22 protein-coding genes are annotated in these 21994 nt (G+C 69.2%); 9 read left to right on the top strand and 13 right to left on the bottom strand.

Going from position 1 to position 21994, the window contains the following annotated elements; all coding sequences use genetic code 11:
- Positions 1–42 precede the first annotated feature (42 nt).
- Positions 43–825 carry a Bax inhibitor-1/YccA family protein gene (locus EBE87_RS13490; RefSeq protein WP_120640447.1) on the top strand — a complete coding sequence of 261 codons (783 nt, stop codon included), beginning with the start codon at positions 43–45 and terminating at the stop codon, positions 823–825.
- A gap of 118 nt (positions 826–943) precedes the next feature.
- On the opposite strand, the gene EBE87_RS13485 is transcribed toward EBE87_RS13490, so the two are convergent.
- The 5 genes from EBE87_RS13485 to EBE87_RS13465 all read right to left on the bottom strand — a co-directional run bounded on the left by EBE87_RS13485 (position 944) and on the right by EBE87_RS13465 (position 4980).
- A complete protein-coding gene (locus EBE87_RS13485; protein WP_120640446.1) occupies positions 944–1585 on the bottom strand; it encodes a CarD family transcriptional regulator in 642 nt (213 codons plus the stop codon).
- Between the two features lie 182 nt (positions 1586–1767).
- The gene (gene fdxA / locus EBE87_RS13480) at positions 1768–2100 is read right to left on the bottom strand and encodes a ferredoxin FdxA (protein ID WP_120640445.1); all 333 of its coding nucleotides are present in this window, start codon (positions 2098–2100) and stop codon (positions 1768–1770) included.
- 78 nt (positions 2101–2178) lie between these two features.
- On the bottom strand, positions 2179–3558 hold the full coding sequence (locus EBE87_RS13475; RefSeq protein ID WP_122140035.1) for an NAD(P)/FAD-dependent oxidoreductase: 1380 nt from the start codon (positions 3556–3558) through the stop codon (positions 2179–2181).
- Positions 3555–3857 (bottom strand): (2Fe-2S)-binding protein, encoded by a 303-nt coding sequence (locus EBE87_RS13470; protein ID WP_120638464.1) that lies wholly within the window; start codon positions 3855–3857, stop codon positions 3555–3557. Before EBE87_RS13470 ends, EBE87_RS13475 begins: the two co-directional genes overlap by 4 nt.
- Positions 3838–4980 carry an NAD(P)/FAD-dependent oxidoreductase gene (locus tag EBE87_RS13465; RefSeq protein WP_120638463.1) on the bottom strand — a complete coding sequence of 381 codons (1143 nt, stop codon included), beginning with the start codon at positions 4978–4980 and terminating at the stop codon, positions 3838–3840. Before EBE87_RS13465 ends, EBE87_RS13470 begins: the two co-directional genes overlap by 20 nt.
- An 88-nt stretch (positions 4981–5068) precedes the next feature.
- Between EBE87_RS13465 and EBE87_RS13460 the strand changes: the two genes are divergently transcribed.
- The 5 genes from EBE87_RS13460 to EBE87_RS13440 all read left to right on the top strand — a co-directional run bounded on the left by EBE87_RS13460 (position 5069) and on the right by EBE87_RS13440 (position 9497).
- The gene (locus tag EBE87_RS13460) at positions 5069–6313 is read left to right on the top strand and encodes a D-amino acid dehydrogenase (protein WP_120638462.1); all 1245 of its coding nucleotides are present in this window, start codon (positions 5069–5071) and stop codon (positions 6311–6313) included.
- Positions 6314–6383: 70 nt separating this feature from the next.
- Positions 6384–7280 (top strand): transporter substrate-binding domain-containing protein, encoded by an 897-nt coding sequence (locus tag EBE87_RS13455; RefSeq protein WP_120638461.1) that lies wholly within the window; start codon positions 6384–6386, stop codon positions 7278–7280.
- Between the two features lie 64 nt (positions 7281–7344).
- Positions 7345–8013: an amino acid ABC transporter permease gene (locus tag EBE87_RS13450; RefSeq protein ID WP_199707391.1), complete on the top strand. Its 669-nt coding sequence runs from the start codon at positions 7345–7347 to the stop codon at positions 8011–8013.
- 12 nt (positions 8014–8025) lie between these two features.
- Positions 8026–8697 (top strand): amino acid ABC transporter permease, encoded by a 672-nt coding sequence (locus EBE87_RS13445; protein WP_120638460.1) that lies wholly within the window; start codon positions 8026–8028, stop codon positions 8695–8697.
- Between the two features lie 11 nt (positions 8698–8708).
- Positions 8709–9497 (top strand): amino acid ABC transporter ATP-binding protein, encoded by a 789-nt coding sequence (locus tag EBE87_RS13440; protein WP_120638459.1) that lies wholly within the window; start codon positions 8709–8711, stop codon positions 9495–9497.
- A gap of 34 nt (positions 9498–9531) precedes the next feature.
- Here EBE87_RS13440 and EBE87_RS13435 read toward each other — a convergent pair whose 3' ends face one another.
- On the bottom strand, positions 9532–11136 hold the full coding sequence (locus EBE87_RS13435) for an ABC transporter substrate-binding protein (protein ID WP_120638458.1): 1605 nt from the start codon (positions 11134–11136) through the stop codon (positions 9532–9534).
- A gap of 168 nt (positions 11137–11304) precedes the next feature.
- Here EBE87_RS13435 and EBE87_RS13430 point away from each other — a divergent pair, with 168 nt between their 5' ends.
- The gene (locus tag EBE87_RS13430; protein WP_120638457.1) at positions 11305–11886 is read left to right on the top strand and encodes a deoxycytidylate deaminase; all 582 of its coding nucleotides are present in this window, start codon (positions 11305–11307) and stop codon (positions 11884–11886) included.
- Between the two features lie 13 nt (positions 11887–11899).
- Here the strand turns inward: EBE87_RS13430 and EBE87_RS28995 are convergent, their stop codons facing one another.
- Positions 11900–12304: a PRC-barrel domain-containing protein gene (locus tag EBE87_RS28995; RefSeq protein WP_158600884.1), complete on the bottom strand. Its 405-nt coding sequence runs from the start codon at positions 12302–12304 to the stop codon at positions 11900–11902.
- Positions 12305–12544: 240 nt separating this feature from the next.
- On the opposite strand from EBE87_RS28995, the gene EBE87_RS13420 reads away from it, so the two are divergent.
- Positions 12545–14143: a peptide chain release factor 3 gene (locus EBE87_RS13420; protein WP_120638468.1), complete on the top strand. Its 1599-nt coding sequence runs from the start codon at positions 12545–12547 to the stop codon at positions 14141–14143.
- Between the two features lie 33 nt (positions 14144–14176).
- On the opposite strand, the gene EBE87_RS13415 is transcribed toward EBE87_RS13420, so the two are convergent.
- The 4 genes from EBE87_RS13415 to EBE87_RS13400 form a co-directional block, all read right to left on the bottom strand.
- Complete coding sequence (locus tag EBE87_RS13415) at positions 14177–15139, bottom strand: tripartite tricarboxylate transporter substrate binding protein (RefSeq protein WP_158600883.1); 963 nt, start codon at positions 15137–15139, stop codon at positions 14177–14179.
- A 26-nt stretch (positions 15140–15165) separates the two neighbouring features.
- A complete protein-coding gene (locus tag EBE87_RS13410; protein ID WP_158600882.1) occupies positions 15166–16092 on the bottom strand; it encodes a Bug family tripartite tricarboxylate transporter substrate binding protein in 927 nt (308 codons plus the stop codon).
- Between the two features lie 124 nt (positions 16093–16216).
- Positions 16217–16927 carry an EthD family reductase gene (locus tag EBE87_RS13405; RefSeq protein ID WP_120638454.1) on the bottom strand — a complete coding sequence of 237 codons (711 nt, stop codon included), beginning with the start codon at positions 16925–16927 and terminating at the stop codon, positions 16217–16219.
- A 354-nt stretch (positions 16928–17281) separates the two neighbouring features.
- Positions 17282–18169 carry a DMT family transporter gene (locus EBE87_RS13400; RefSeq protein WP_233553217.1) on the bottom strand — a complete coding sequence of 296 codons (888 nt, stop codon included), beginning with the start codon at positions 18167–18169 and terminating at the stop codon, positions 17282–17284.
- Between the two features lie 205 nt (positions 18170–18374).
- On the opposite strand from EBE87_RS13400, the gene EBE87_RS13395 reads away from it, so the two are divergent.
- Entirely contained in the window at positions 18375–20000 is a 1626-nt protein-coding gene (locus EBE87_RS13395) for a Na+/H+ antiporter (RefSeq protein ID WP_120638453.1), read from the top strand.
- Here the strand turns inward: EBE87_RS13395 and EBE87_RS13390 are convergent.
- Both EBE87_RS13390 and EBE87_RS13385 read right to left on the bottom strand, forming a co-directional pair.
- Positions 19988–20854: a metallophosphoesterase family protein gene (locus tag EBE87_RS13390; RefSeq protein WP_120638452.1), complete on the bottom strand. Its 867-nt coding sequence runs from the start codon at positions 20852–20854 to the stop codon at positions 19988–19990. The two genes, EBE87_RS13395 and EBE87_RS13390, sit on opposite strands and share 13 nt — an antisense overlap.
- Entirely contained in the window at positions 20845–21786 is a 942-nt protein-coding gene (locus EBE87_RS13385; protein WP_120638451.1) for a diacylglycerol/lipid kinase family protein, read from the bottom strand. Before EBE87_RS13385 ends, EBE87_RS13390 begins: the two co-directional genes overlap by 10 nt.
- Positions 21787–21994: the final 208 nt, after the last annotated feature.

The raw sequence follows: 21994 nt of genomic DNA, 5'->3' as shown, positions 1-21994 counted from the left end.
ATGATGCGGGATCATCCCGCGTTCGGAGGAGTTCTCGCCACCATGGCCTTTGGTCACGATTATCGCACCACGGGCGCGCCTGGATGGGGCCGCGCCGCGACCACCGACGCCGCCGCCCTGGACGCTGGCCTGCGGGCCTACATGCTGCGCGTCTATAACTGGATGGCTTCCGGCCTGCTGCTGACCGCGATCGTCTCCTATGTCATCGCGAATACCGCCGCGGCCGAGCTGTTCTACACCGTCGTGCGCACCCCGCGCGGCCTGGCGACGCAGCCGACCATTCTGGGCTTCGCGGCCATGTTCGCGCCGCTTGCCTTCGTCCTGGTGCTCTCGTTCGGCGTCAACCGCATGAGCAAAAGCTCGGTGCAGGCGCTGTTCTGGGCCTTCTGCGCCACGATGGGCGCCAGCATGGCGAATATCTTCGCGATCTATGTCGGCACCTCGATCGCCAGCACCTTCGTGATCACGGCCGGCATGTTCGCCGCCGTCAGCCTCTACGGCTACACCACGAAGGCCGACCTGACCCGCATGGGCAGCTTCATGATGATGGGCCTGATCGGCATCATCATCGCCGGCGTGGTGAACATGTTCGTGGGCTCCAGCGCGCTGCAGTTCGCCATCAGCGTCATCGGCGTCGTGGTCTTCGTGGGCCTGACCGCCTACGACACCCAGCGCATCAAGGCGGACTACATCGAGTACGCCTATGCCGAGGGCACCGAGCTCGCCGCCAAGCGCAGCGTCTTCGACGCGCTGGGCCTCTACCTGAACTTCATCAACCTGTTCCAGCTGCTGCTGCAGTTCATGGGCGTCCGCCAGCAGGACTGATCCTGCCAGGCTGACGGCGAAGGCCCCGGGGAGCGATCCCCGGGGCTTTTTTTATTATGGCAGGCACAAAAAAGGCCCGGGCGCCTCGCGGCACCCGGGCCTTCCGGCAGGGCTCTGTTCAGCCCTGCTTCAGGTAGTCCAGCAGCTTGTTCATGGCCGCCGTCTTGTCGGTGCGGTCCAGCGCCGCCACCTCGGCCGCCAGCCGGTCCATGGCCAGCTCGTAGATCTGGCGCTCGGAGAAGGACTGGTCGGGCTGGCCGGCATTGCGGTGCAGGTCGCGCACCACCTCGGCGATCTGCACCGGGTCGCCGCTGTTGATCTTCTGCTCGTATTCCTGCGCGCGGCGGGACCACATGGTGCGCTTGATGCGCGCGCGGCCCTTCAGCGTGTCCAGCGCCTCGCCCATCATGTCCTTGTTGGCCAGCATCCGCAGGCCGGCGGTAGCCGCCTTGCCCAGCGGAACCCGCAGGGTCATGCGGTTTTCCTCGAAGGTGACGACGATCACCTTCAGGTCATGGCCGGCGGCCGACATGGTCTCGATGCCCTGCACCTGGCCGACGCCATGGGTCGGGTAGACCACGTAATCGCCCGCCTTGAAGTCGCTGCCCTTGTTGCCGAGCGGCTTGGGCGGCGGCGCCGGGCGGGACGGGCCGGCGGGGACGGAGCTTTCCGCGGGTGCGGCGGCCTGCTCCTCGGCCATGCCGGGGCGCTGCGTGTCAGGTTGCGGGGAGGTGGATTTCGCGCCGGCCGGTGGCTTCATCCGTTCTCAGGTCTCCTGCGGGCACATGGGGTGCGCAGCGGTTCAACGCGGCTGAAGGGCCGCGGATGCCACCATCCCATGGCGAACAGGGGCGAAGGGCGGCCAGAAGCCGTCCCTGCACCCCGAAAGACCAGAATGGTATCACAAAATTCACCCCGCGTCACGCGCAGGGCAACAGCGTCTCAGGGCTTACCAGGCTCGGGGCTCAACAGCTTCGCCTTGTCAGGCTTGCCGTTCCATTCCTCGGCATCGGCCGGGGCCTCGCCCTTGCGGGTGATGTTGGGCCATTGCTGGGAATAGGTGCGGTTGATCTCGGCCCAGGCGGTCGCCTTGTCGTCGCTGTCCGGCACGATGGCCTCGGCCGGGCATTCCGGCTCACAGACGCCGCAATCGATGCATTCGTCCGGATGGATGACCAGGAAGTTCTCGCCCACGTAGAAGCAGTCCACGGGGCAGACTTCCACGCAGTCCATGTACTTGCAGCGGATGCAGTTCTCGGTGACGACGTAAGTCACGGCCAAAGTTCCTTTCGCGCGGGCCGAGAGATGGACCGGCCCGCCGCGCGAAGCAAGCCGCCAATACGCTGATCTGGCCTAACCGCCGGGCAGGTCGGCGAGTTCCCCCACCGTGATGGGCTTGAAGGGCGCGCGGGGGCGCAGCGCGCCTGCCTCCGGGATGGGAAGGCCCTGCGCCTCGGCCAGCAGGGCCGCGACGGTGGTGCCGCACATCCGCCCCTGGCAGGGGCCCATGCCGGTGCGGAGATAGGCCTTGGCCTGATTCGGCCCGGTGGCGCCCAGCTTCGCTGCCGCGCGCACCTGGCCGGCGGTGATTTCCTCGCAACGGCAGACCACCGTGGCGTCCTCCAGCGGCGCCAGCACGGCGGGGCCGGGGGCATAGAGCCTGTCCAGGAAAGGCCGCAGCGCCAGCACGCGGCCCAGGGTGGCACGGTGCGGCACGGCGCGGCTGTCCCGCCCGTGTTCCGCCAGCCGGCCCAGCCGGCGCGCCGCATCCAGTGCCGCCAGGGCGCCAGCGGCCACCGCCGCCTGCCAGCCGCCGATGCCGGCGCCGTCCCCGGCCACCGCCAGCAGCGGGTGCGGCGTGGCGCCCCAGGCATCCACCTCCGGCCGCCAGCAGCGCTGCGGCTCGTCCCAGACATGCGGCAGGCCCAGCGCGCGGGAGACATGGGTGGAAGGGATCACGCCCTCATGCAGCAGCAGGGTCTCGGCCTCGGTGCTGCCGCCGTCCCACACCACGCGGCGCAGGATGCCGTCGCCTTCAGCCCGCAGGCCGGTGACATGGGAGACGACCTTCATGCCGGCACGGCGGGCGGCCAGCATCAGCCCGGCGCCCTTGGCCAGCATGGCGCGGCCGCGCCAGAAGCCGCCCGCCGGCAGCGCCGCCCGCAGCGCGCCGCGCGGCGTGGTTTCCAGCAGCAGGGAAGGCGCGGCGCCGGCGCGGGCCAGCTGCCCCGCCAGAAGCCAGAGCAGCGGCCCCTGGCCGGCCAGCACGGTGCGGCCGCGCGGCACGGCGCCCGCCTGCTTCAGCAGGATCTGCGCCGCGCCGGCGGTCATGACATTGGGCAGGGTCCAGCCGGGGACCGGCACCGGCCGTTCCTGCGCGCCGGTCGCCAGCAGCACGCGGCGGGCGGCCAGGGTGGTGCTGCCGCCCTCGCCACGCAGGGAGAGCAGCCCGGCCTCGGTATCCAGGTGCCAGAGCGTGGTGGAGGGGCGGTAGTCGATGCCGCCGGGATAGCGGATGGCGCCCCGGAAGCGGCGCACCAGATTCGCGCCCTCCGTGCCGTATTCGCCGGCCAGGGCGGGGTCGGTGGCGGCGCGCTCCACACCGCGGAAGATCTGGCCGCCGGGCGCCGGCTGCTCGTCGATCACGGTGACGGAAAGGCCCAGCGCGGCGGCCTCGATGGCGGCCGAAAGCCCGGCGGGGCCGGCGCCGATGATGGCGAGGTCGGTCGTCATGCTTCCACCTTCGCCACGCGGGCGCCATGCTGGGGCGCGATGCGCATGCCCGGCTTCACTTCCACCATGCAGGCCTGCCGGTTGGGCACGCCGTCGATCTCGGCCAGGCAGTCGAAGCAGATGCCCATCATGCAATAGGGCAGGCGGGGCGCACCGGTCACCGGCGTTTCCCGGATGGCGGGGATCCCGGCCAGCAGCACGGCGGCGGCGGCGGTGGCGCCTTCCGGCACCCGCACGGGCGCATCGCCCACAAAGACTTCCACCGTGGCGGGGCGCGGCTCAGGCCGTGGCAGGAACATCGAAGCGCCTCGCGCTGAAAAGGGAGAGTTCGGGGTCCAGGGCGCCGGCGGCGATCATCGGCGCCAGGCGGTTGGCATGGGTGCCGGCCAGCGTGACGCCGGAATGGCAATTGGCGGTGAAGGCGCCGGGGAACTGCTCGGACTGGTCGTAGATCGGCAGCCCGTCCGGCGCCATGACGCGCAGCGCCGACCAGGCGCGGACGACGTTGAGATCGGCGATCCAGGGAAAGCAGCGCACGGCGCGGCGGGCCATGCTGCGCATGATCTCGGGCGACTGGGTCACGGTGTCTAAGCCCGCGTTCTCCTTGCTGTCGCCGATCATCAGGCTGCCCTCGGCGGTCTGGCGCAGGCTGACGGTGGGCATGGGCAGGAGGGTTTGGGCGCGTTCCGTCACCAGGATCTGCCCGCGTTCCGGCACCACCGGCGAGGAAAGGCCGAAGCGCGGCGCCAGCGCCGCGTTGCCCAGCCCCGCCGCCAGCACCACGCGCGGCGCGGTGAAGCGGCGGCCGGCGGCATGGACGGAAAAATCGTTCGGCGCGGCGGTGCTGTCCGCCACGCCGGCATTGGGCAGGTAGCTGCCGCCCAGCCCGGTGAAGCCCTCGTGCAGCGCCCGCAGCAGGTGCAGCGGGCTGGCATGGCCATCATAGGGCGTCCAGGAGATGCCGGTGACCTCCGGCCCGATGCCCGGCAGCATGTCGCGCGCCTCGGCGGCGCGGATCATGCGGTACTCGAAGCCGAAATTGCCGGCCTCGGCCTGCATCTGCGCCATGTATTCGGACCGGCGCTCGAATTCCTCCTCACCCAGGCAGAAGGTGACGCCGCCGGGCTGCTGGCGGCGGGTATCGATGCCGGTGCGGGCCTGCAGATCCTCCGCCAGCGCCGGCCATTCGCTGGCCGAACCGCGCGTCCAGCGCTGGTAATGCGGCGCGCCCAGGCCCTTGGACTGCACCCAGATCAGCCCGAAATTGCCGCGGCTGGCGCGGTGGGCGATGTCGCCCTCGTCCAGCAGCAGCGTGTCCAGGCCCTGGCGCTGCAAGCCATAGCCGATGGCGGCGCCGACCAGCCCGCCGCCGATCACGATGGCGTCGAAGGCGGTGCGGGCACTGGGGGATGAGGTCTGCATGGCTTCCCTCGATAGAACGACGCGGGCGGGGCTTGCAATCCGGGCGCTGCCGCGCTGCCATCCGGCTTTCTCTCGAGGGCTTCCGGATATGCGTATCACCATCCTCGGCGCCGGCGTCATCGGCGTCGCCAGTGCCTATTGGCTGCACCAGGCGGGCCATCAGGTGGAGGTGGTGGAACGCCGTGAAGGCGCCGGGCTGGAGACGAGCTGGGGCAACGGGGCGATGATCCATGTCTCCTCCGTGCAGCCCTGGGCGGCGCCGGGCATCCCGCTGAAGGTGCTGAAATGGCTGGGGCAGGAGGATGCGCCGATGCTGCTGCGCCCTTCCGCCGTGCCGAAGATGTGGCGCTGGGGCCTGGGCTTCCTGATGGCGGCGCGCCCGGCGGCCTATGAGAAGGGCAGCCTGGCCAATCTGGTGCTGGCCATGGAATCGGCGGCGGCGATGGCCGAGATCCGCGCCGCCACCGGCGTGCAGTACGACTACGCCACCGGCGTCATCAAGACCTTCGCGGACCAGGGCAGCCTGGATGTGGCGGCGGCGGCGCACCTCGCCCTGGCCCCGCACGGGCTGCAGACCGAGGTGCTGACGCGCGAGCAATGCGTGGCGCAGGAGCCCGCGCTGGGCCCGGTGGCGGAAAAGATCGCCGGCGGCCTGACCTTTCCGCAGGACGAGATCGGCGACTGCAACAAGTTCTCCCAGGCGCTGGCGGCCTGGCTGGAAGCGCGCGGCGTGCGCTTCCACTGGAACACCACCGTGCAGGATGTGGTGCTGAAGGGCGGCCGCGTTGCCGCCGTGCGGGTGGAGGCCGATGGCGGCGCCGCCGAGCTGCCGGCCGATGCCGTGGTGGTGGCGATGGCCAGCCACAGCGTGCCGCTGCTGAAGCGGCTGGGCATCGCCATGCCGATCTACCCGGTGAAGGGCGTTTCCGTGACCCTGCCGCGCAGCGCCTGGCCGGAAGGGCCGCGCAACGCCATCCTGGACGATGCCCGCAAGTTCGCGCTGACCCCGCTGGGGGATCGCTACCGCATGGTCGGGCTGGCGGAAGTGGGGGATGACGACACCACGCCGTCGCCCCGCCGCATCGGCATGCTGACGCGCGGCGTGGCGAGCCTCTTTCCGCAACTGGCGAACTGCGAGGCCATGCCGGGCGCGATCTCCTGGGCCGGGCTGCGGCCGATGGTGCCGGATGCGCAGCCGCGCACCGGGCCGACGCGCATCCCCGGCCTCTGGACCAATACCGGCCACGGCCATACCGGCTGGACCATGGCCGCGGGCTCCGGCCGCCGCCTGGCGGCGGCGATGACGGGGCGGAACGAGGAACAGGCCGCCTGATCTTTCCCTGGTGACGTCTGGCCGGAATCTTGCTGAGCTTCCCTGGGGTTCGAAACAGAGGGGGCTCCCGATGGACGAGCGTAAGGATGAAGCCGGCCTGGTCCGGCGCGGCTTCTTCGGGCTATCGGCCGTGGGCGCCGCCGCCGGCGCCGGGCTGGGCCTGATGGCCCCGGCCGGCGCCACTGCCCAGACGCTGGGCAAAAGCCGCCTGCAAATGATCAAGGAGCGCGGGCGGCTGCTGGTCGGCACCGGCTCCACCAACCCGCCCTGGCATTTCGAGGATGCCAATGGCCAGCTTCAGGGCATGGATATCGATCTGGCGCGGCTGCTGGCCAAGAACCTCTTCGATGATCCCACCAAGGTGGAGTTCGTGTTGCAGGGCTCGGATGCGCGCATCCCCAGCCTGATCACGGACAAGGTCGATATCGTGGTGCAGTGGATGACGGTGACCGCCGGCCGCGCGCAGCAGGTGGAATTCACCATCCCCTATTACCGCGAGGGCGTTTCCCTGCTGCTGCTGGCACGCGGCGGCAAGTACAAGAGCTTCGATGAGCTGAAGTCGGCCGGCAACACCGTCACCATCGGCGGCATGCAGAACGTCTTCCTGGAGGAATGGGTGCGCAAGGCGCTGCCACAGGCCAAGGTGGATGCCTTCGAAAGCCCCGATGCCACCTTGCAGGCGCTGAATGCGCGCCGCGTCGATGCCTACCTGGCCGACCAGTCCGCCGCCCGCTGGCTGATGCAGCAGACGCCGGGCCGCTTCATCGACTCCGGCTATGGCTGGATGCCCAATTCCTATGCTTCCGCCGTCAAGCCGGGCGACCCGGTGTGGCTGAACTGGGTGAACACCGTCTACAAGGAAGCGATGATGGGCGTCGATTTCGACTATTTCGCCGCATCCTACAAGAAGTGGTTCGGCATCGAATTGCCGACGCCCAAGGTGGGCTTCCCGACCGAATTCGCCTGACCAGGCCTGCCGCCGGCGCCCCGCGCTGGGGCGCCGGATTCCTCCCGCGCCACAGGCAGGTTCGATGATCCAATACTATTTCGACTGGTCCGTGATCTGGCGGAATGCGGACCGCTTTGCTTATGCGCTGGGCCTGGGCCTTTCGCTGGCGGTGATCTCGCTCTTCATCGGCAGCGTCATTGGCATCGCCTGCGCCATGGCGCGGGTCTATGGGGCGCGCTGGCTGTCCTGGCCGGTCTGGCTCTATGTCGAGTTCATCCGCAACACGCCGCTGCTGCTGCTGGTCTTCTTTGTGTATTTCGGTTTGCCGGAACTCGACATTTCCTATCTGGATAAGACGCAGAGCTTCATCCTGACGCTCTCGCTCTATGCCGGCGCCTATATGACCGAGGTCTTCCGCGCCGGCCTCGCCTCCATCCCGAAATCCTATACGGAGGCTGCCAAGGCCATCGGGCTGCGGCCCTGGCAGCGGCAGCGGTACGTGGTGCTGCCGGTGATGTTCCGCATCACGCTGCCGGCCTTCAGCAACAACCTGATCTCGCTGTTCAAGGACACGTCCCTGGCGGCGGCCATCGCCATCCCGGAACTGACCTTCGTAGCGCGGCAGATCAACGCCAATACCTTCCGCGTCATGGAATCCTGGCTGGCGGCCAGCGCGCTTTACCTCGTCACCTGCTACGTCATCGCGAGCGCTTTGCGGCGGCTGGAACGCCGCTACGCCGCCATCCGCTGAGAGGGGAAGGCCATGGACCTGCAACCCGGCACCTTCGCCTTCGAGGCATGGACCGCCCGCTACGCGCTGTGGCGCGGGCTCTGGGCCACCATCACCACCTCCTCCTTCTCCATTGTCTTCGCCACGCTGGCGGGGCTGATCTTCGGCGTGGCGCTGACCTATGGCTGGTGGCCGCTGCGGCTGCTGGTGCGGCTTTACGTGGACTTCATGCGCGGCATGCCCGTGCTGGTGCTGATCCTGTTCACCTATTACGGGCTGGCGCTGTTCCAGGTGAATGTGGCGCCCTACTGGGCCGGGGTCTTCGCGCTGGCTGGCTTCGCCACGGCGCATGTGGCGGAAAACCTGCGCGGCGCCGTGCAATCCGTGCCCGCCGGGCAGATGGAGGCGGCCAAGGCCATCGGGCTGAGCTTCCCCAAGCGGCTGTGGTACGTGATCGTGCCGCAGGCCATCCGCCGCATGCTGCCGCCCTGGGTGAATACCTGCCTGGAGATCGTGAAGGGCACCACGCTGCTCTCCGTCATCGGCGTGGTGGAACTGCTATTGGCCACTCAGCAGGTGATCGCCCGCAACTACATGGTGATCGATTTCTATCTGCTGGCCTGCGGCATCTATCTCGTCGTCAACTTCTGCATCGCGCAGATCGGCGCGGCGCTGGAGCGGCGATTTTCCTATATCCGGTATTGAGCGGAGGACGCATGGGCGAGGAAGTGCTGCTGCGGGCACGCGGCGTCCGCAAGAGCTTCGGCAATGTGGAAGTGCTGAAGGGCATTGACCTGGATGTGCGCCAGGGGCAGGTGGTGTCGCTGATCGGCGCCTCCGGCTCCGGCAAGACGACCTTCCTGCGCTGCGTGAACCTGCTGGAGGAGCATGACGGCGGCGAGATCCTGCTGGATGGCGACCCCATCGGCTATCGCATGGAGGGCGGGAAGCGCCGGCGGCTGAGTGAAGCAAAAGTCTCCGCCCAGCGGGCGCGCATCGGCATGGTGTTCCAGCAGTTCAACCTGTTTCCGCACCTGACGGCCGAAGGCAACATCATGCTGGGGCTGACAAAGGTGCTGGGGAAGGGCGCGGCCGAGGCACGCGACATCGCTGGCCATTGGCTGGAGCGCGTGGGGCTGGCGGAGCGGCGTGGGTACTATCCTTACCAGCTTTCCGGCGGACAGCAGCAGCGGGTGGCGATCGCCCGCGCGGTGGCGATGCAGCCGCGCCTGCTGTTGTTCGACGAGGTGACCAGTGCCCTGGACCCGGAACTGGTGGCCGAGGTGCTGGGCGTGATGCAGAAGCTGGCCGAGAGCGGCATGACCATGCTGCTAGTGAGCCACGAGATGCTGTTTGTGCGCGACGTGTCCGACCGCGTGGTGTTCCTGGATGGCGGGCAAGTGGCGCAGGCGGGGCCACCGAAGGAGGTGTTCGGCAACCCGGAAAGCGAGCGGCTCAGGAGCTTCCTGGGCCGCATGCATGGAATCTTTGGGCAGATTGCCTGAGCGGGGCGGCGCCACCGGCGCCGCCCCAGCGGCATCAGCCCCGCTTCACATTCATCGCCACGGTATATTCATCCGCCCGCGGCTCGTACTTCAGCGCACCGCGCAACGCCCAGATGTTCTTCTGCATGTGCAGCGGGATCACGCCCACATCGTCCATGGCCAGCTTCATGGCCTGCTTGAAGACGCTCTCGCGCTTCTCGTCATCGGCCGTGCGCAGGCCCTCGATCACCAGCTTGTCCACTTCCGTGTTGGAATAGCCGGAGAAGTTGGTGCTGCCGAAGCCCTTCTCGTTGTTGCGCGTCATCAGCACGCTCTTCAGCGCGGTGGAGGGCTCGCCACCCGTCGCCCAGCCGATCAGCATGGCGGAAAGGTCGTTGCGCGCCTGCCGCTGCGCCAGCACGGAGAAGGGGACGGCGTCCACAGTCGTCTGCACGCCGATGCGCTGCCACATCTGCGCGACGGCCTGGATGATCTGCGCGTCATTGACGTAGCGGTTGTTGGGGCCGAGCAGCGAGATCTTGAAGCCCTGCGGATAGCCCGCCTCGGCCAGCAGCTTCTTGGCGCCATCCGCGTCGAACTTCTGGACGGGGATGCTCTCGTCGAAGCCATTGGCGCCCGGCGGCATCATCTGCCCGGCGGGCAGGGCCGCGCCCTGCATCACCCGGTCCACGACGGCCTGGCGGTTGATCGCCATGCTCAGGGCCTTGCGCACCCGCAGGTCCCGCAGCGGGTTCTTGTCCAGCTTCTTGCCGGCATTGTCCGTGATGAAGGGGGAGCTGTCGTGCGCCTCGTCCAGCTTCAGGTAGATGCAGCGCAGGCTGGGAATCTCGGAGAAGGAGATGCCCTGCGTGGTCTTCAGGCGCGGCGTATCGGCCGGCGGCACCACGTCGATCATCTGCACGTCGCCGGAGAGCAGCGCCGCCACCCGCACGCCGTCATTGGGCACGAAGCGGTAGGTGACGGTGGCCCAGTCCGGCTTCTCGCCCCAGTAGTTGTCGTTCCGCGTCATCACCACGCGGTCGTCGGGCGTGAAGGACTGCAGGCGGAACGGCCCGGTGCCGATCATCGCCTTGCCGTTGTTGAAGTCCCCCGTCGCGGCGTTCACCATCGAGCGGTGGATGACGTAGATCCAGCTCAGGTCCTGCGGCAGCAGGGGGTAGATCTCGGCCGTCTTGAGGCGGATGGTGTGGGGGTCCACGATCTCGTGGCCGATCACCGCCCGGGAATAGATGGTGAAGGGCCCCGGGCTGTTGGTCACGGAGGGGATGCGCTTCAGCGTCGCCACCACGTCCTCGGCGTTGAACTCGTCGCCGTTGGAGAACTTGACGCCCTTGCGCAGCTTGAATTCCCAGGTGGTGTCGTCCAGCAGCTTCCAGGATTCCGCCAGGCCCGGCTGGATCTTGGAGGCGTTGTCGCGGTCCACCAGCTTATCGAAGAAGTGCTCCGCCACCATGTTGTTGGGGGAGAGCGTGTGATAGTGCGGGTCCAGCGACGTCGGTGGGGCCGCGACGGCCAGGGTCAGGCTCTGGCTCTGGCCCTGGGCGCGCGCCGGGGCCACGGGCAGGCTGCCAGCCAGAAGCGCGGCGGCGGGCAGGGCGAAAAAAGCACGGCGGCGCAGGAAAGCCGGCGAGTGGTCCATTGGTCGTGTCTCCGCAATGCGTGAAGGCATCCCTCGCGTCGCCTTTGTTCCAAGCGTTTCGCGAAACGAGATTGCTGCACGGCGCGGGCGCAGGGTCAACGGTCTGTCGCTTGCCTTCGTGCCGGGGTGTCCTCAACCTATGGATGCAGGTGTGGCACAGGGTGGGGCATGAGCAACCCGAACAGCTTCGACAACCAGCCCGGTAAGCGGGACAGGTGGGACAGCCGCTATATCGGCCTGGCGAACCACATCGCCCAGTGGTCCAAGGATCCGCGCGCCAAGGTGGGGGCGGTGCTGGTGAACCAGCCGCATGCCCGCATCGTCGCCACCGGCTTCAACGGCTTCCCCGCCAATGTCGAGGACAGCGTGGAGCGGCTGGAGAACAAGGCCCGCAAGCTGCAGATGATCCTGCATGCCGAGCAGAACGCCCTGCTGAATGCCGGCCATGCCGCGCGCGGCTGCGACGCCTATGTGGTGGGCAAGCCGGTGTGCAACGTGTGCGCCACGCTGCTGATCCAGTCCGGCGTGCGCCGGGTGGTGGCGGCGGCACCGCGCGCCAGCACCGATTCTTACTGGGACAAGGTCGGCCTGCTGGCCATCGACATGCTGCGGGAGGCGGGGGTGGAATTCTCCGCCATCACCGGGGAGCAACTGGATGCCCTGGGCCTGAACCGGGACGAGGCCCGGCGGGCTGAGGACCCGCTCGACCCTTACCGGGAACACCAGCACGAATTCGACTTCGGCCCTTGAAGGGCGCCGGGCGTCAGTCGAACTTGAATTCCGGCATCTGCCCGACCGACTCCTTGGTGGCGCCGGGCAGCAGCCAGCGCTCGCTGTGCTGCAACTGGTTGTAGGGCACCGCCACCCGCTTCTTGGTCGAGCCCAGGAAGCCGTCGATGGAGACGATGACGGTCAGCCCGCCCTCCGGTGTGAAGATCAGGTCCTCGATCTCGCCGATAGTCTCATTGGTGGAGGCATAGAGCTTGGCCTCCATCAGCTCGCTGGCCCGCCAGCGGTGGCTGTCCAGCGTCCGGGTGGTGGCATCGGGGGCGGAGGAGGCGGCGGTGCCGGGCGGGCTCTGCCTGCCGCCATCGGCGGGGGCATTCTGCGCCAGGGCAGGGGTGGCAGCCAGCAAGGCCAGCAGACTGAGTGAGACGCGCGACACCATGCCCTTGGACCCTTTCCCGCAGCCTGCCGCCCGATCCGGCGGCCTGCGCGGGAAACCCGGCTGGGCGGCCAGGGTTGCCGCCGCCCCCGCGCCCCCCGCGTGGCAGCCTTGCCCGGGTAGGTTTCGGGCCGGTGCCACGCTATATGCCGCCCAACCCTCGGACGACGCGCGCGCGGAGCACCAGCCTTGCAGAACCTTGAGACGCCCGATGCCCCTGCTGCGGGCCACAACCAGCCGCCGCTGAGCGAGACCGCCACCGAGGCGCGCCGCCGCCGCACCTTCGCCATCATCGCCCATCCCGACGCCGGCAAGACGACGCTGACGGAGCAGTTGCTGCTGCTGGGCGGCGCCATCCAGATCGCCGGCGCCGTGCGCGCCAAGGGCGAGCGCCGCCGCACACGCTCGGACTGGATGAAGATCGAGCAGGACCGCGGTATTTCCGTCGCGACCTCGGTCATGACCTTCGAATATGCCGGGCAGGTCTTCAACCTGCTGGACACGCCGGGCCACGAGGACTTCTCCGAGGATACCTACCGCACCCTCTCCGCCGTGGACGCGGCGGTGATGGTGATCGACGCCGCCAAGGGCATCGAGGCGCAGACCCGAAAGCTCTTCGAGGTCTGCCGGATGCGCGACATCCCCATCGTCACCTTCATCAACAAGATGGACCGCGAGGCGCGGGAGCCGCTGGAGCTGCTGGACGAGATCGAGAAGACTCTCGCCCTCGACGTGACGCCCGCCACCTGGCCGATCGGCTCCGGACGCCAGTTCGCCGGGGTCTATGACATGGCCCATTCCACCCTGCGCCTGCTGGGCGAGGGGGGCGAGCGGGACGAGCCGGTCTCCGGCCTCGACGACCCCCGCATCGACAGCCTGCTGGGCGAGCAGGCCGATGTGCTGCGGGAAAGCGCCGAGATCGCCGCCGTCTACCCCGAGTTCGAGCTGGGCTCGTTCCGGGAAGGCCACCTGACGCCGATCTATTTCGGCTCGGCGCTGCGCGGCTTCGGCGTGAAGCACCTGCTGGATGGCTTGGCGAATTTCGCGCCGCCGCCTTCCTCCCGCCGGGCCGATACCCGCACGGTGGAGCCGGAGGAGGAGAAGCTCTCCGGCTTCGTCTTCAAGATCCAGGCCAATACCGACCTGAACCACCGGGACCGCGTGGCCTTCCTGCGCATCTGCTCGGGGCGCCTCCGCAAGGGCGCGCGGCTGAAGCAGGTGCGGACGGGCAAGTCCATCCCGGTGAACGCCCCGCTCTTCTTCTTCGCGAAGGAACGGCAGGTGGCCGAGGAAGCCTGGCCGGGGGACGTGGTGGGCATCGCCAACCATGGCGTGCTGCGCATCGGCGATACGCTGACGGATGGCGAGGAACTGAACTTCCGCGGCGTGCCGAGCTTCGCGCCCGAAATTCTGCGCCGCGTGCGGCTCGACGACCCGATGCTGGCCAAGAAGCTGCGCAAGGCGCTGGACCAGTTGGCCGATGAGGGCGTGGTGCAGGTCTTCCGCCCGCTGGACGGCTCCCAGCCCGTGGTGGGCGTGGTGGGGCAGCTTCAGCTCGACGTGCTGAGCAGCCGCATCCAGGCGGAATACGGCGTGCAGATCACCTTCGAGAACACCTCCTGGTCCACCATGCGCTGGGTGGCGCCGAAGGAGGACGGGCCGCAGGACCGCGCGGCGCTGGACCGCTTCCTGCGCACCGCCCCAAGCCAGATGGCCGAGGACCACGACAACCAGCCGGTGGCCTTCTTTACTTCCGACTGGGGCCGCAAGCGGTCCGAGGACGAATGGCCGATGCTGCGCTTCCTGGCGCTGCGCGAGCAGCACGGGGTGGAAGCTGCCTGACGGCCGGCCGCCCCGGGCCCCTGGGGCGGCGCCTCAGTCCACCGTCACACCGCTTTTCGCCACCACGTCAGCCCAGAGCGCGATCTGCCGCTGGAAGAAGCCACTGAAGGCCTCGGGCTCCGAGGTCACGATGCGGAAGCCGAGTTGCCGGGACCAGTCCTGCATATCCCCGGCACCCATCACCGTCCGCAGGGCTTGGTTCAGCGCGGCGACCGTGGCGGGCGGGGTGCCGCGCGGCGCGAAGATGCCGTGCCAGATGCTGACGGAATAGCCCGGCACGCTTTCGTTCACCGTGGGCAGCTCCGGCCAGATCGGCGACCGCTCGGCCGAGGCCACGCCGATGCCGCGTGCCCGCCCTGTCTCCGCCAGCGGCTTCGAGGTGGAGAGGGTGTCGAGCACCAGCTGCACCTCGTTGCTGGCCAGTGCCACCAGCGATGGCGCGGCGCCACGGTAGGGCACATGCGTCATCTCGATGCCGGTCTTCACGCGGAAATATTCCAGCGAGAGATGCACCGAGCTGCCCGTGCCGGAGGAGCCGTAGTTCAGCCTGCCCGGATTGGCCTTGGCATAGGCGATCAGCTCCGGGATCGTGGTGACGGGCAGGCCCGGGTTGACCATGAAGGCGAAGGGCGTCTCGGCGATCTGCGTCACCGGCACCAGGTCCCGCCGCACGTCGTAGCTGAGGCCTCGGCGCAGCGATGCCTCGATGGCCACGGCCGCCGTGTGGAAGAGCAGGGTGGTGCCGTCGGGCGTGGCGCGCGTCACCTCCTCGGTGCCCACCGTGCCGCCGCCGCCGGATTTGTTCTCCACCACCACGCCGGTGCCGAGATGCGCGCCCAGCCGTTCCGCGATCTTGCGCGCGACGATGTCGCTGTTGCCGCCGGGCGCGAAGGGCACGACGAGGCGGATGGTGCGGCCGGGCAGCCCCTGCGCCAGCGCGGGCCGGGCCAGGGCCAGGGCGCCGAGCATGGCCAGGATGTTGCGCCTGTTCAGCATGGTAGCCTCCCTCTCTGGTGCGCGGGTCATTCCGGCCGGATTCCGGCATTGCGGATCACTTCGCCCCAGAGCCTGCCATCCGCCTCGATCCGCCGCGCGAGTTCGGCGGGGGTGCTGGAGCGCGGCTCGTAGCCCTGCTGGGTCAGCCGTGCCGCCACGGCCGGCAGCTTCAGCGCGTGGGCGATGGACTGGTTCAGCCGGTCCCGGATCGGCTGCGGCAGCCCGGCGGGGCCGAAGACCGCCATCCAGCCCTTGAACTCGAAGCCCGGCACCGTTTCGCCGATGGCGGGCACATCCGGCAGCAGCGGGTGCCGCTGCGCGCCGGAGGTCGCGATGGCCCGGGCCTTCTTGCCGTCGATGGCCGGCAGGGCGGTGGAGAGCACGTCGAACATCATGGCGATGCGGCCGGAGGTCAGGTCCAGCAGGGCGGCGGCGCTGCCCTTGTAGGGGATATGCTCGGCGACGAGGCCGGTGCGGGAGCGCAGCAGCTCGGTCGAGAGATGATTGCTGGAGCCGATGCCGGCAGAGGCATAGTTCAGCGGCCGGGCGCGGGAGAGGGCGAGCAGCTCCTTCAGGTCGCGCACCGGCAGGTCCGCGTTCACCAGCAGGATATTGGCGTATTCGGTGATGAGCGAGATAGGCGTGAAGCCGGCCACGGCATCGTAAGGCAGATCCGGGTAGAGGCTGGGGTTGATGGTATGGGTGCCGGTATTGCCCAGCCCGATCGTGTAGCCATCCGGTGCCGCGCGGGTGATGCGCCCTTCGCCGAGGGTGCCATTGGCACCGCCGACATTCTCGATGACGACGGGCTGCCCCAGGTCCTCGCGCATCGCCTCGGCGATCTGGCGACTGATGACATCCGTGGGCCCGCCTGGCGGGAAGGGCACGATGTAGCGGATGGGGCGGGAGGGCCAGGCGGCCGTGTCGCCCTGCGCGAGGGCGGGCGCGGCCATCAAGGCAGCCAAAGGCAATGCGCAGAAAAGCCTGCGCAGGGAAATCCTGCGGAACATAACGGACGCTTCCTGGAAGGGCCGGGATTGGCTCCCGTGCCGGTTTTTTTAACGAAGTGGGACGGTCTTACCTCGGCGGTGGCAGCAGCACCCGCTCCGCCAGCACCACGGTCTTGACCTTGCCCAGAAAGGTTGCGCCATCGGCGAACCAGGTCCTGGACTCGGGCGAGGCGACCATGCGGGCCCTGGCGTCCAGGCTGTCCACCCAGCTTTCCGCGAAGCCGTCGACCGGGCCATCCATCGGCAGGGGCTCGATGTCGTGGCGGAACTGTTCCTCGACAATGCCGGAGAGGGTGAAGCCGCGCACCTCCGGCACTTCCTTCGCCATGGGGCCGTGCACGTCGCGCCAGTAGCGCTGGAACTGCTCGCTGCTGTGGTCGGGCCGGCGCTGGATGATGGACAGCGCCTTGATCGGCGGGCGTGGGCCGGCGAGCGGCAGCACGTGCTGCTCCTCGGTCACGAAGGTGCGGATGCCGCCGATGATGGTGCCGCCATCGGCATGCCAGGCGCGCCCTTCGGCGGAAGCACCGGCATGGGCGCGGGCCTCCAGGTCGTCGTACCAGAGCTGGGCGACGCCATCGAAAGGCGCCATCCCTAGGCCCGCGACATCGGCGCGCGAATGGTCCTGGGCGATGGTGTTGACGACATAGCCGCGCAGCCCAGGGATGGTCGGCCACATCGGCGCGTGCACATTCAGCCAGTGGTCCAGAAACGCTTCACGCGTCATGCCTGGCTTCCGTGCCAGGAATGAGATGGACTTGATCACGATTTCCCCCATGCCCCCCTTCCTCCGTTGGAGGAGGGGTTCGCATTAATAATTCGTTAGGTCAGGTTATAGACTTTTCGGGGTCGGTCAACGCGCTTTCGGCCGGGTTTGGCGTGGATACGAAGACGCGGGTGAAGCAGAGCCGTTCCAAGGGCCTGCTGGCCGGCAGCGGAACAGGAGCGTCCACACGGTGGCCGTAGGCGCATCCGCCCCATCCGTGGCAGCCCGAGGCATCGTCATGGCGACGGGTCGCTCAAGCCCTGCGTCAGCAGGACAGTGGCTGCGGCACCTGCCAGATCCATCGTCCGCTCAACGCCAGACCGGCCATGAGGGTGGCGGGAGCGGGCATCGCTTTCGGGGAAGTCGCTATTTCCGCGCCCGCGCCTCGGCGGTGGACACCACGGCGGCGCCCGCCAGGATGACGATGGAACCCGCCCAGCCCCAGGTATCCGGCGCCTCGGCGTAAAGCACCCAGCCGAACAGGGCGGCGATCGGCAGCCGCAGATACTGGAATGGCCCGACCGCCGAGGCCTCGCCGAAGCGGAATGCTTCAGTGATCAGCAGGATGATGGCGGGGGTGAAGGCGGCGAAGGCCGCCAGCATCGCCAGATCCAGCCAGCCGATCGGTTGCCAGCCCCAGGCCGCCGCCGGCAGGATGCCGATGAAGGTGACCAGCCCGACCCAGCCCATGATGGTGCCGGTGCTCTCGGTGCGGGTCAGCATCCGCGTCGTGACCGTCAGCCCGCACCAGGTGAGGGAGGCCGCCAGCGCCGCCGCCACGCCCAGCGGCGCCGCCATCATCAGCCCCGCGCCTTCCCAGGGCCGCAGCATCAGGCAGACGCCGGCGAAGCCCGCCAGCACCCCGGCCCAGCGCGCCGCCCCCACCTTCTCCCGCAGCAGCGGCCCGGCCAGCAGCGTCGTCACCATGACATTGGTGAAGGAGAGCACCGTGGCCGTCGCCAGATCCAGCTTGGTCAGCGAGATGTAGTAGAGCGCCCAGGTGGCCAGGGAGCAGGAGCCGCGCAGCACATGCAGCGGCACATGGCCGCTGCGCAGCAGGGCGCCGCCGCCCGACAGCAGCATCGGCAGCACCCAGACAAGCTGCCCGCCGGCGCGGAACAGCAGCTGCGTCGTCACTGGCACGCCGCGGGCGGTGAACCAGCGCACGAAGAGCGCCTCGCCGCAGAACAGCACGGCCACCACCGCCATCAGCAGGGCGCCGCGCAGATTGCCCCGCGCCTGGTCGCTGCTCATGCCCCGCAGGCCCTTGCCAGGCGGTGGAAGACAGGCGGCAGGGGGCAAGGCATGGCGGCTTCCAGGTCCGGCAATCGTGCCGGCCAGGGTGGCGCCCGGGGGCGGCGGCGGCAAGGGACGGGGCGGCGACCTCACAGGCCTGCTGGTTGCGCCGCCGCGCGTTGAACGGTTAGGCCAATGGCCCGGGGCATGAAAGGACGCGCGCATGGAAGTCGTCGAAATGGTGCTGGCCTTGCTGCTGGCAGTGGCCGCCAGCGGCTTCGTGGATCGCCTTTCGCCTGTTCCATTGCCCCTGCCCATCCTGCAGATCGGCCTTGGCGCGCTGCTCTCCTATGCCGGCGGCTTCCAGGTGGAACTGCATCCGCAGGTCTTCTTCCTGGTCTTCCTGCCGCCGCTGCTGTTCCTGGACGGCTGGCGCATCCCCAAGCGCGGGTTGTTCCGGGATGGCTGGACCATCGCGGAGCTGGCGTTGGGGCTGGTGCTCTTCACCGTGCTCGGCGTCGGCTTCTTCATCCATTGGATGATCCCGGAAATGCCGCTGGCGGTGGCCTTCGCCTTGGCGGCGGTGCTCTCGCCCACCGATCCCATCGCCGTCTCGGCGGTGGCGGCGCGGGTGCCGATCCCGCACCGGCTGATGCGTATCTTGGAAGGCGAGAGCCTGCTGAACGATGCCTCCGGCCTGGTCTGCCTGCGCTTCGCGGTGGCGGCGGCGCTGACGGGCAGCTTCTCCATGTCCGACGCCGCGCTGACCTTCCTGCAACTGGCGGCGGGCGGCATCGCCATCGGCATGGCCCTCACCTGGGCGGTGATGCGGGTGCTGGGGCGGCTGGTGCGCCACGTCGGCGAGGACCCGGCGCTGCAGACCCTGGTCAGCCTGCTGATCCCCTTCGGTGCCTATCTGGCCGCCGAGCATTTCAACTTTTCTGGCATCCTGGCCGCCGTCGCCGCCGGCATCATCATGAACTATGCGGAGATCTTCGGGCAGCCCCAGGCCGCCACCCGCATCCGCCGCAACGCGGTCTGGGACATGGTGCAGTTCGCCGCCAGCGGCATCATCTTCGTGCTGCTGGGCGAGCAGCTTCCCCGCATCCTCGCCGGCGTCGCCGGGCCGAAGGATGGCAGCGCCTGGATGCTGGCGGTCTATGTCCTCGCCATCGTGGTGGTGCTGGCGCTGCTGCGGCTGGGCTGGGTCTGGACCTCGCTGCAGTTCACGCTCTACCGCGCCCTGTTGAAGGGAGGGCCGCGCCCCCGGGTGGGCTGGCGCGTGCTGGTGGCCACCTCCCTGGCCGGGGTGCGGGGCGCCGTCACGCTGGCCGGCGTGCTGACCCTGCCGCTGGTGATGGAGGACGGCTCGCCCTTCCCGGCGCGGGACCTCGCCATCTTCCTGGCCATGGGCGTCATCCTGGTCTCGCTGGTGGTGGCCAGCGTGCTGCTGCCGCCAGTGTTGCGCGGACTGCAACTGCTGCCCGAGGACGCGCAGGAGCGGGAGGAGAACGAGGCCCGCCGCGCCGCCACGGAGGCGGCCCTGAAGGCCATCCAGCGCATGCAGCATCAGATGGCCGCCGGCCATGCCGATGCCGAGCTTTACGCTGAGGCCGCGACCCTGAGCATGGAGCCCTATCGCCACCGCCTGGACGGCGCCCAGTTGTCCGAGGAGGAGGCGGAGCGCCACCGCCGCATCGCCGGTGCCGAGCGGGAGCTGCGCCTTGCCGGCCTCAAGGCCGAGCGCGAAACCCTGTTCCATCTGCGCCGAATCCGGCAGATCGAGGACGGCACCTTCTCCCGCCTGCTGCGGGAGATCGACCTGGCGGAAGCGAGCTACGGCACCTGAGGCTCGGCGGCGGCCTCGGCCGCCGCGATATCCGTCAGGCGCTGCTTGGGCCAGGCGGGGGCGGGGGCGGGCACCCAGCCCTCGCCATTCCAGCGGCGCGGCTCGATGCGGGCGGCATTCTTCTCCACCACGATGCGGTTATAGGCATTGGGGTCGCCGCGCAGCCGGGTGGAGATGGCCGAGCCCGCCTGCACCACCAGCAGATCCTGCTGCTGCCGCCGCAGCAGCCCGGTGCGCTCCCCCGCCGCGCCACGGTGCAGCCGCACATAGTCCCGGTGCAGATGGCCGGACAGGATCAACCGCACGCCCGCCTTGGCCAGCCGCTCCAGCGCCGGGGCGGCATGGCGGGCCAGCGGGGTGTCCGGCCGCTCCTCCGGCGCCAGGAAGGGATGGTGCGCGACCACGATGCGGAACAGGTTCTTCGGCAGCGCGTCCAGCCGCTCCAGCAGGTTCTTCAGCCCATGGCGCGGCACCCGGCCGCCTTCCCATTTCAGGTTCCAGTCGGCGCGGATGACGGTGTTCAGCCCGATCACCGCCACCTCGTCGTCCCGCCACAGCGGCTCGGTCTGGGGCGAGACGTATTTGTGCCAGCGGCCGAAGGGGTCGAAGAACCTTTCCCAAGGGTAGAAGGCCGTGATGTCGTGGTTGCCGGGCACCGCGATCCAGGGCGCCTTCAGCTTGCTCAGGAATTCGGCGGCCGCGCGGAACTCCCGGCTGCGGGCGCGCATCGTCAGGTCGCCGCTGACGGCCACCAGGTCCGCCGGGTCGGCATTCAGTGCCTCCAGCAGCCCCGCCGCCGCCGCGGTGTCGATGCGGTTGAAATGCAGGTCGGAGATATGGTCGATCACCCGCATGCGGCACCCTCCGCCGCCCGTTGGGGCGGCGCCTCGGCCGGCAGCGGGGCCAGTACGCGCAGGGCGCGCGGGCGGATGGAATAGCGCAGGGGAGTTCGCAGCAGCATCGCCTCTCCGTCGTTCATGACCCGCAGGTGGCTGCGGCGGCTGAAGATGTCCAGGCTGGCGGCCTCGCCGGCAATCAGCCCGGCCCCCCCGCGCCAGCGGCCGAGGGCCATGGAGGCGATCAGCTTGGCTGCCCACCAGAGGTCGAAATCCCGCGCCACCAGCCAGGTGAGCACCCCCGCATCCAGCCGTGGACGGTGGAAGAAATGGCCCGGCGCCTCGTCATAGGCGTTGTTCACCACAGAGACAGCACCGGTCCAGACGCGGCGCATCGGCTGCCCATCCGGCCGCAGCCCCAGCCGCATCGGCGGATGGCGCCAGAGCGCGCGAAGAAAGCCCAGCGCCACCCGCCAGCGCGCCGCCAATCCATCCCGGCCCCGCACGCGCTCCCGGTGCAGGCCCACGCGGTTGGGAAGGCCGATGACGGATTGGCAAAGAAAAACCTCGCCATTCACCAACCCGATATCGATCTGGCGCAAGGTTGCCTGGCCAAGGGCGGCGGCGGCTTCCCCCGGCTCCAGCGGCACGCCCATGTCACGGGCCAGCAGGTTCAGCGTGCCCAGCGGCAGGATGGCCAGCGCCACCGGCCCGCCGGCCAGCCGCGCGGCGGCGGTGCGGATGCTGCCATCGCCACCACCCACCACCACCACCTCCGGCCGCAGCGCCAGCGCCGCCTCCAGCCGCGCCTCCAGGTCGGGGCCGGCATCCTCGCCGATTTCCAGCACTTCCAGCCCGGCGGCGCGCAGGGCGGCCGGGATCTCCGCCAGCAGTTCCGGCCGGGCGAGCAAGGTGCCGGCACGCGGGTTCAGCAGCAGGGCAGCACGCATGAGACTCCCATCCAGGCGTTCTCGCCTTGGCGGCGCGCGCGAATGCGTCCTCGCCTTCAGCCCGGCAACGCGGGGGTTGAGGCACAGGTTGCGCTGCTGCGGCATGGCGGATGCGGCGGGCGGGAGCACGGCCCATGCCGGAAGCGTGTTCCGGGGTGTCCCGCTTGTTAGCGACGCTTCAGGACCCGTTCACCATTGGTGACCATAG

Origin of the sequence: Teichococcus wenyumeiae, assembly GCF_003696345.1 — a bacterium.
GTDB lineage: Bacteria > Pseudomonadota > Alphaproteobacteria > Acetobacterales > Acetobacteraceae > Pseudoroseomonas > Pseudoroseomonas wenyumeiae.
Note: the sequence above shows the minus strand (reverse complement) of the source record. Positions and strands in the feature narration are given on the sequence as shown.

Excerpts from the sequence above, each read along its gene's own strand:
- EBE87_RS13490 (WP_120640447.1), top strand. The coding sequence starts at position 43 with ATGGCCTTTGGTCACGATTATCGCACCACGGGCGCGCCTGGATGGGGC.
- EBE87_RS13485 (WP_120640446.1), bottom strand. The coding sequence starts at position 1,585 with ATGAAGCCACCGGCCGGCGCGAAATCCACCTCCCCGCAACCTGACACG.
- EBE87_RS13475 (WP_122140035.1), bottom strand. The coding sequence starts at position 3,558 with ATGACGACCGACCTCGCCATCATCGGCGCCGGCCCCGCCGGGCTTTCG.
- EBE87_RS13470 (WP_120638464.1), bottom strand. The coding sequence starts at position 3,857 with ATGTTCCTGCCACGGCCTGAGCCGCGCCCCGCCACGGTGGAAGTCTTT.
- EBE87_RS13465 (WP_120638463.1), bottom strand. The coding sequence starts at position 4,980 with ATGCAGACCTCATCCCCCAGTGCCCGCACCGCCTTCGACGCCATCGTG.
- EBE87_RS13460 (WP_120638462.1), top strand. The coding sequence starts at position 5,069 with ATGCGTATCACCATCCTCGGCGCCGGCGTCATCGGCGTCGCCAGTGCC.
- EBE87_RS13455 (WP_120638461.1), top strand. The coding sequence starts at position 6,384 with ATGGACGAGCGTAAGGATGAAGCCGGCCTGGTCCGGCGCGGCTTCTTC.
- EBE87_RS13450 (WP_199707391.1), top strand. The coding sequence starts at position 7,345 with ATGATCCAATACTATTTCGACTGGTCCGTGATCTGGCGGAATGCGGAC.
- EBE87_RS13445 (WP_120638460.1), top strand. The coding sequence starts at position 8,026 with ATGGACCTGCAACCCGGCACCTTCGCCTTCGAGGCATGGACCGCCCGC.
- EBE87_RS13440 (WP_120638459.1), top strand. The coding sequence starts at position 8,709 with ATGGGCGAGGAAGTGCTGCTGCGGGCACGCGGCGTCCGCAAGAGCTTC.
- EBE87_RS13435 (WP_120638458.1), bottom strand. The coding sequence starts at position 11,136 with ATGGACCACTCGCCGGCTTTCCTGCGCCGCCGTGCTTTTTTCGCCCTG.
- EBE87_RS13430 (WP_120638457.1), top strand. The coding sequence starts at position 11,305 with ATGAGCAACCCGAACAGCTTCGACAACCAGCCCGGTAAGCGGGACAGG.
- EBE87_RS28995 (WP_158600884.1), bottom strand. The coding sequence starts at position 12,304 with ATGGTGTCGCGCGTCTCACTCAGTCTGCTGGCCTTGCTGGCTGCCACC.
- EBE87_RS13415 (WP_158600883.1), bottom strand. The coding sequence starts at position 15,139 with ATGCTGAACAGGCGCAACATCCTGGCCATGCTCGGCGCCCTGGCCCTG.
- EBE87_RS13410 (WP_158600882.1), bottom strand. The coding sequence starts at position 16,092 with ATGGCCGCGCCCGCCCTCGCGCAGGGCGACACGGCCGCCTGGCCCTCC.
- EBE87_RS13405 (WP_120638454.1), bottom strand. The coding sequence starts at position 16,927 with ATGGGGGAAATCGTGATCAAGTCCATCTCATTCCTGGCACGGAAGCCA.
- EBE87_RS13400 (WP_233553217.1), bottom strand. The coding sequence starts at position 18,169 with ATGAGCAGCGACCAGGCGCGGGGCAATCTGCGCGGCGCCCTGCTGATG.
- EBE87_RS13395 (WP_120638453.1), top strand. The coding sequence starts at position 18,375 with ATGGAAGTCGTCGAAATGGTGCTGGCCTTGCTGCTGGCAGTGGCCGCC.
- EBE87_RS13390 (WP_120638452.1), bottom strand. The coding sequence starts at position 20,854 with ATGCGGGTGATCGACCATATCTCCGACCTGCATTTCAACCGCATCGAC.
- EBE87_RS13385 (WP_120638451.1), bottom strand. The coding sequence starts at position 21,786 with ATGCGTGCTGCCCTGCTGCTGAACCCGCGTGCCGGCACCTTGCTCGCC.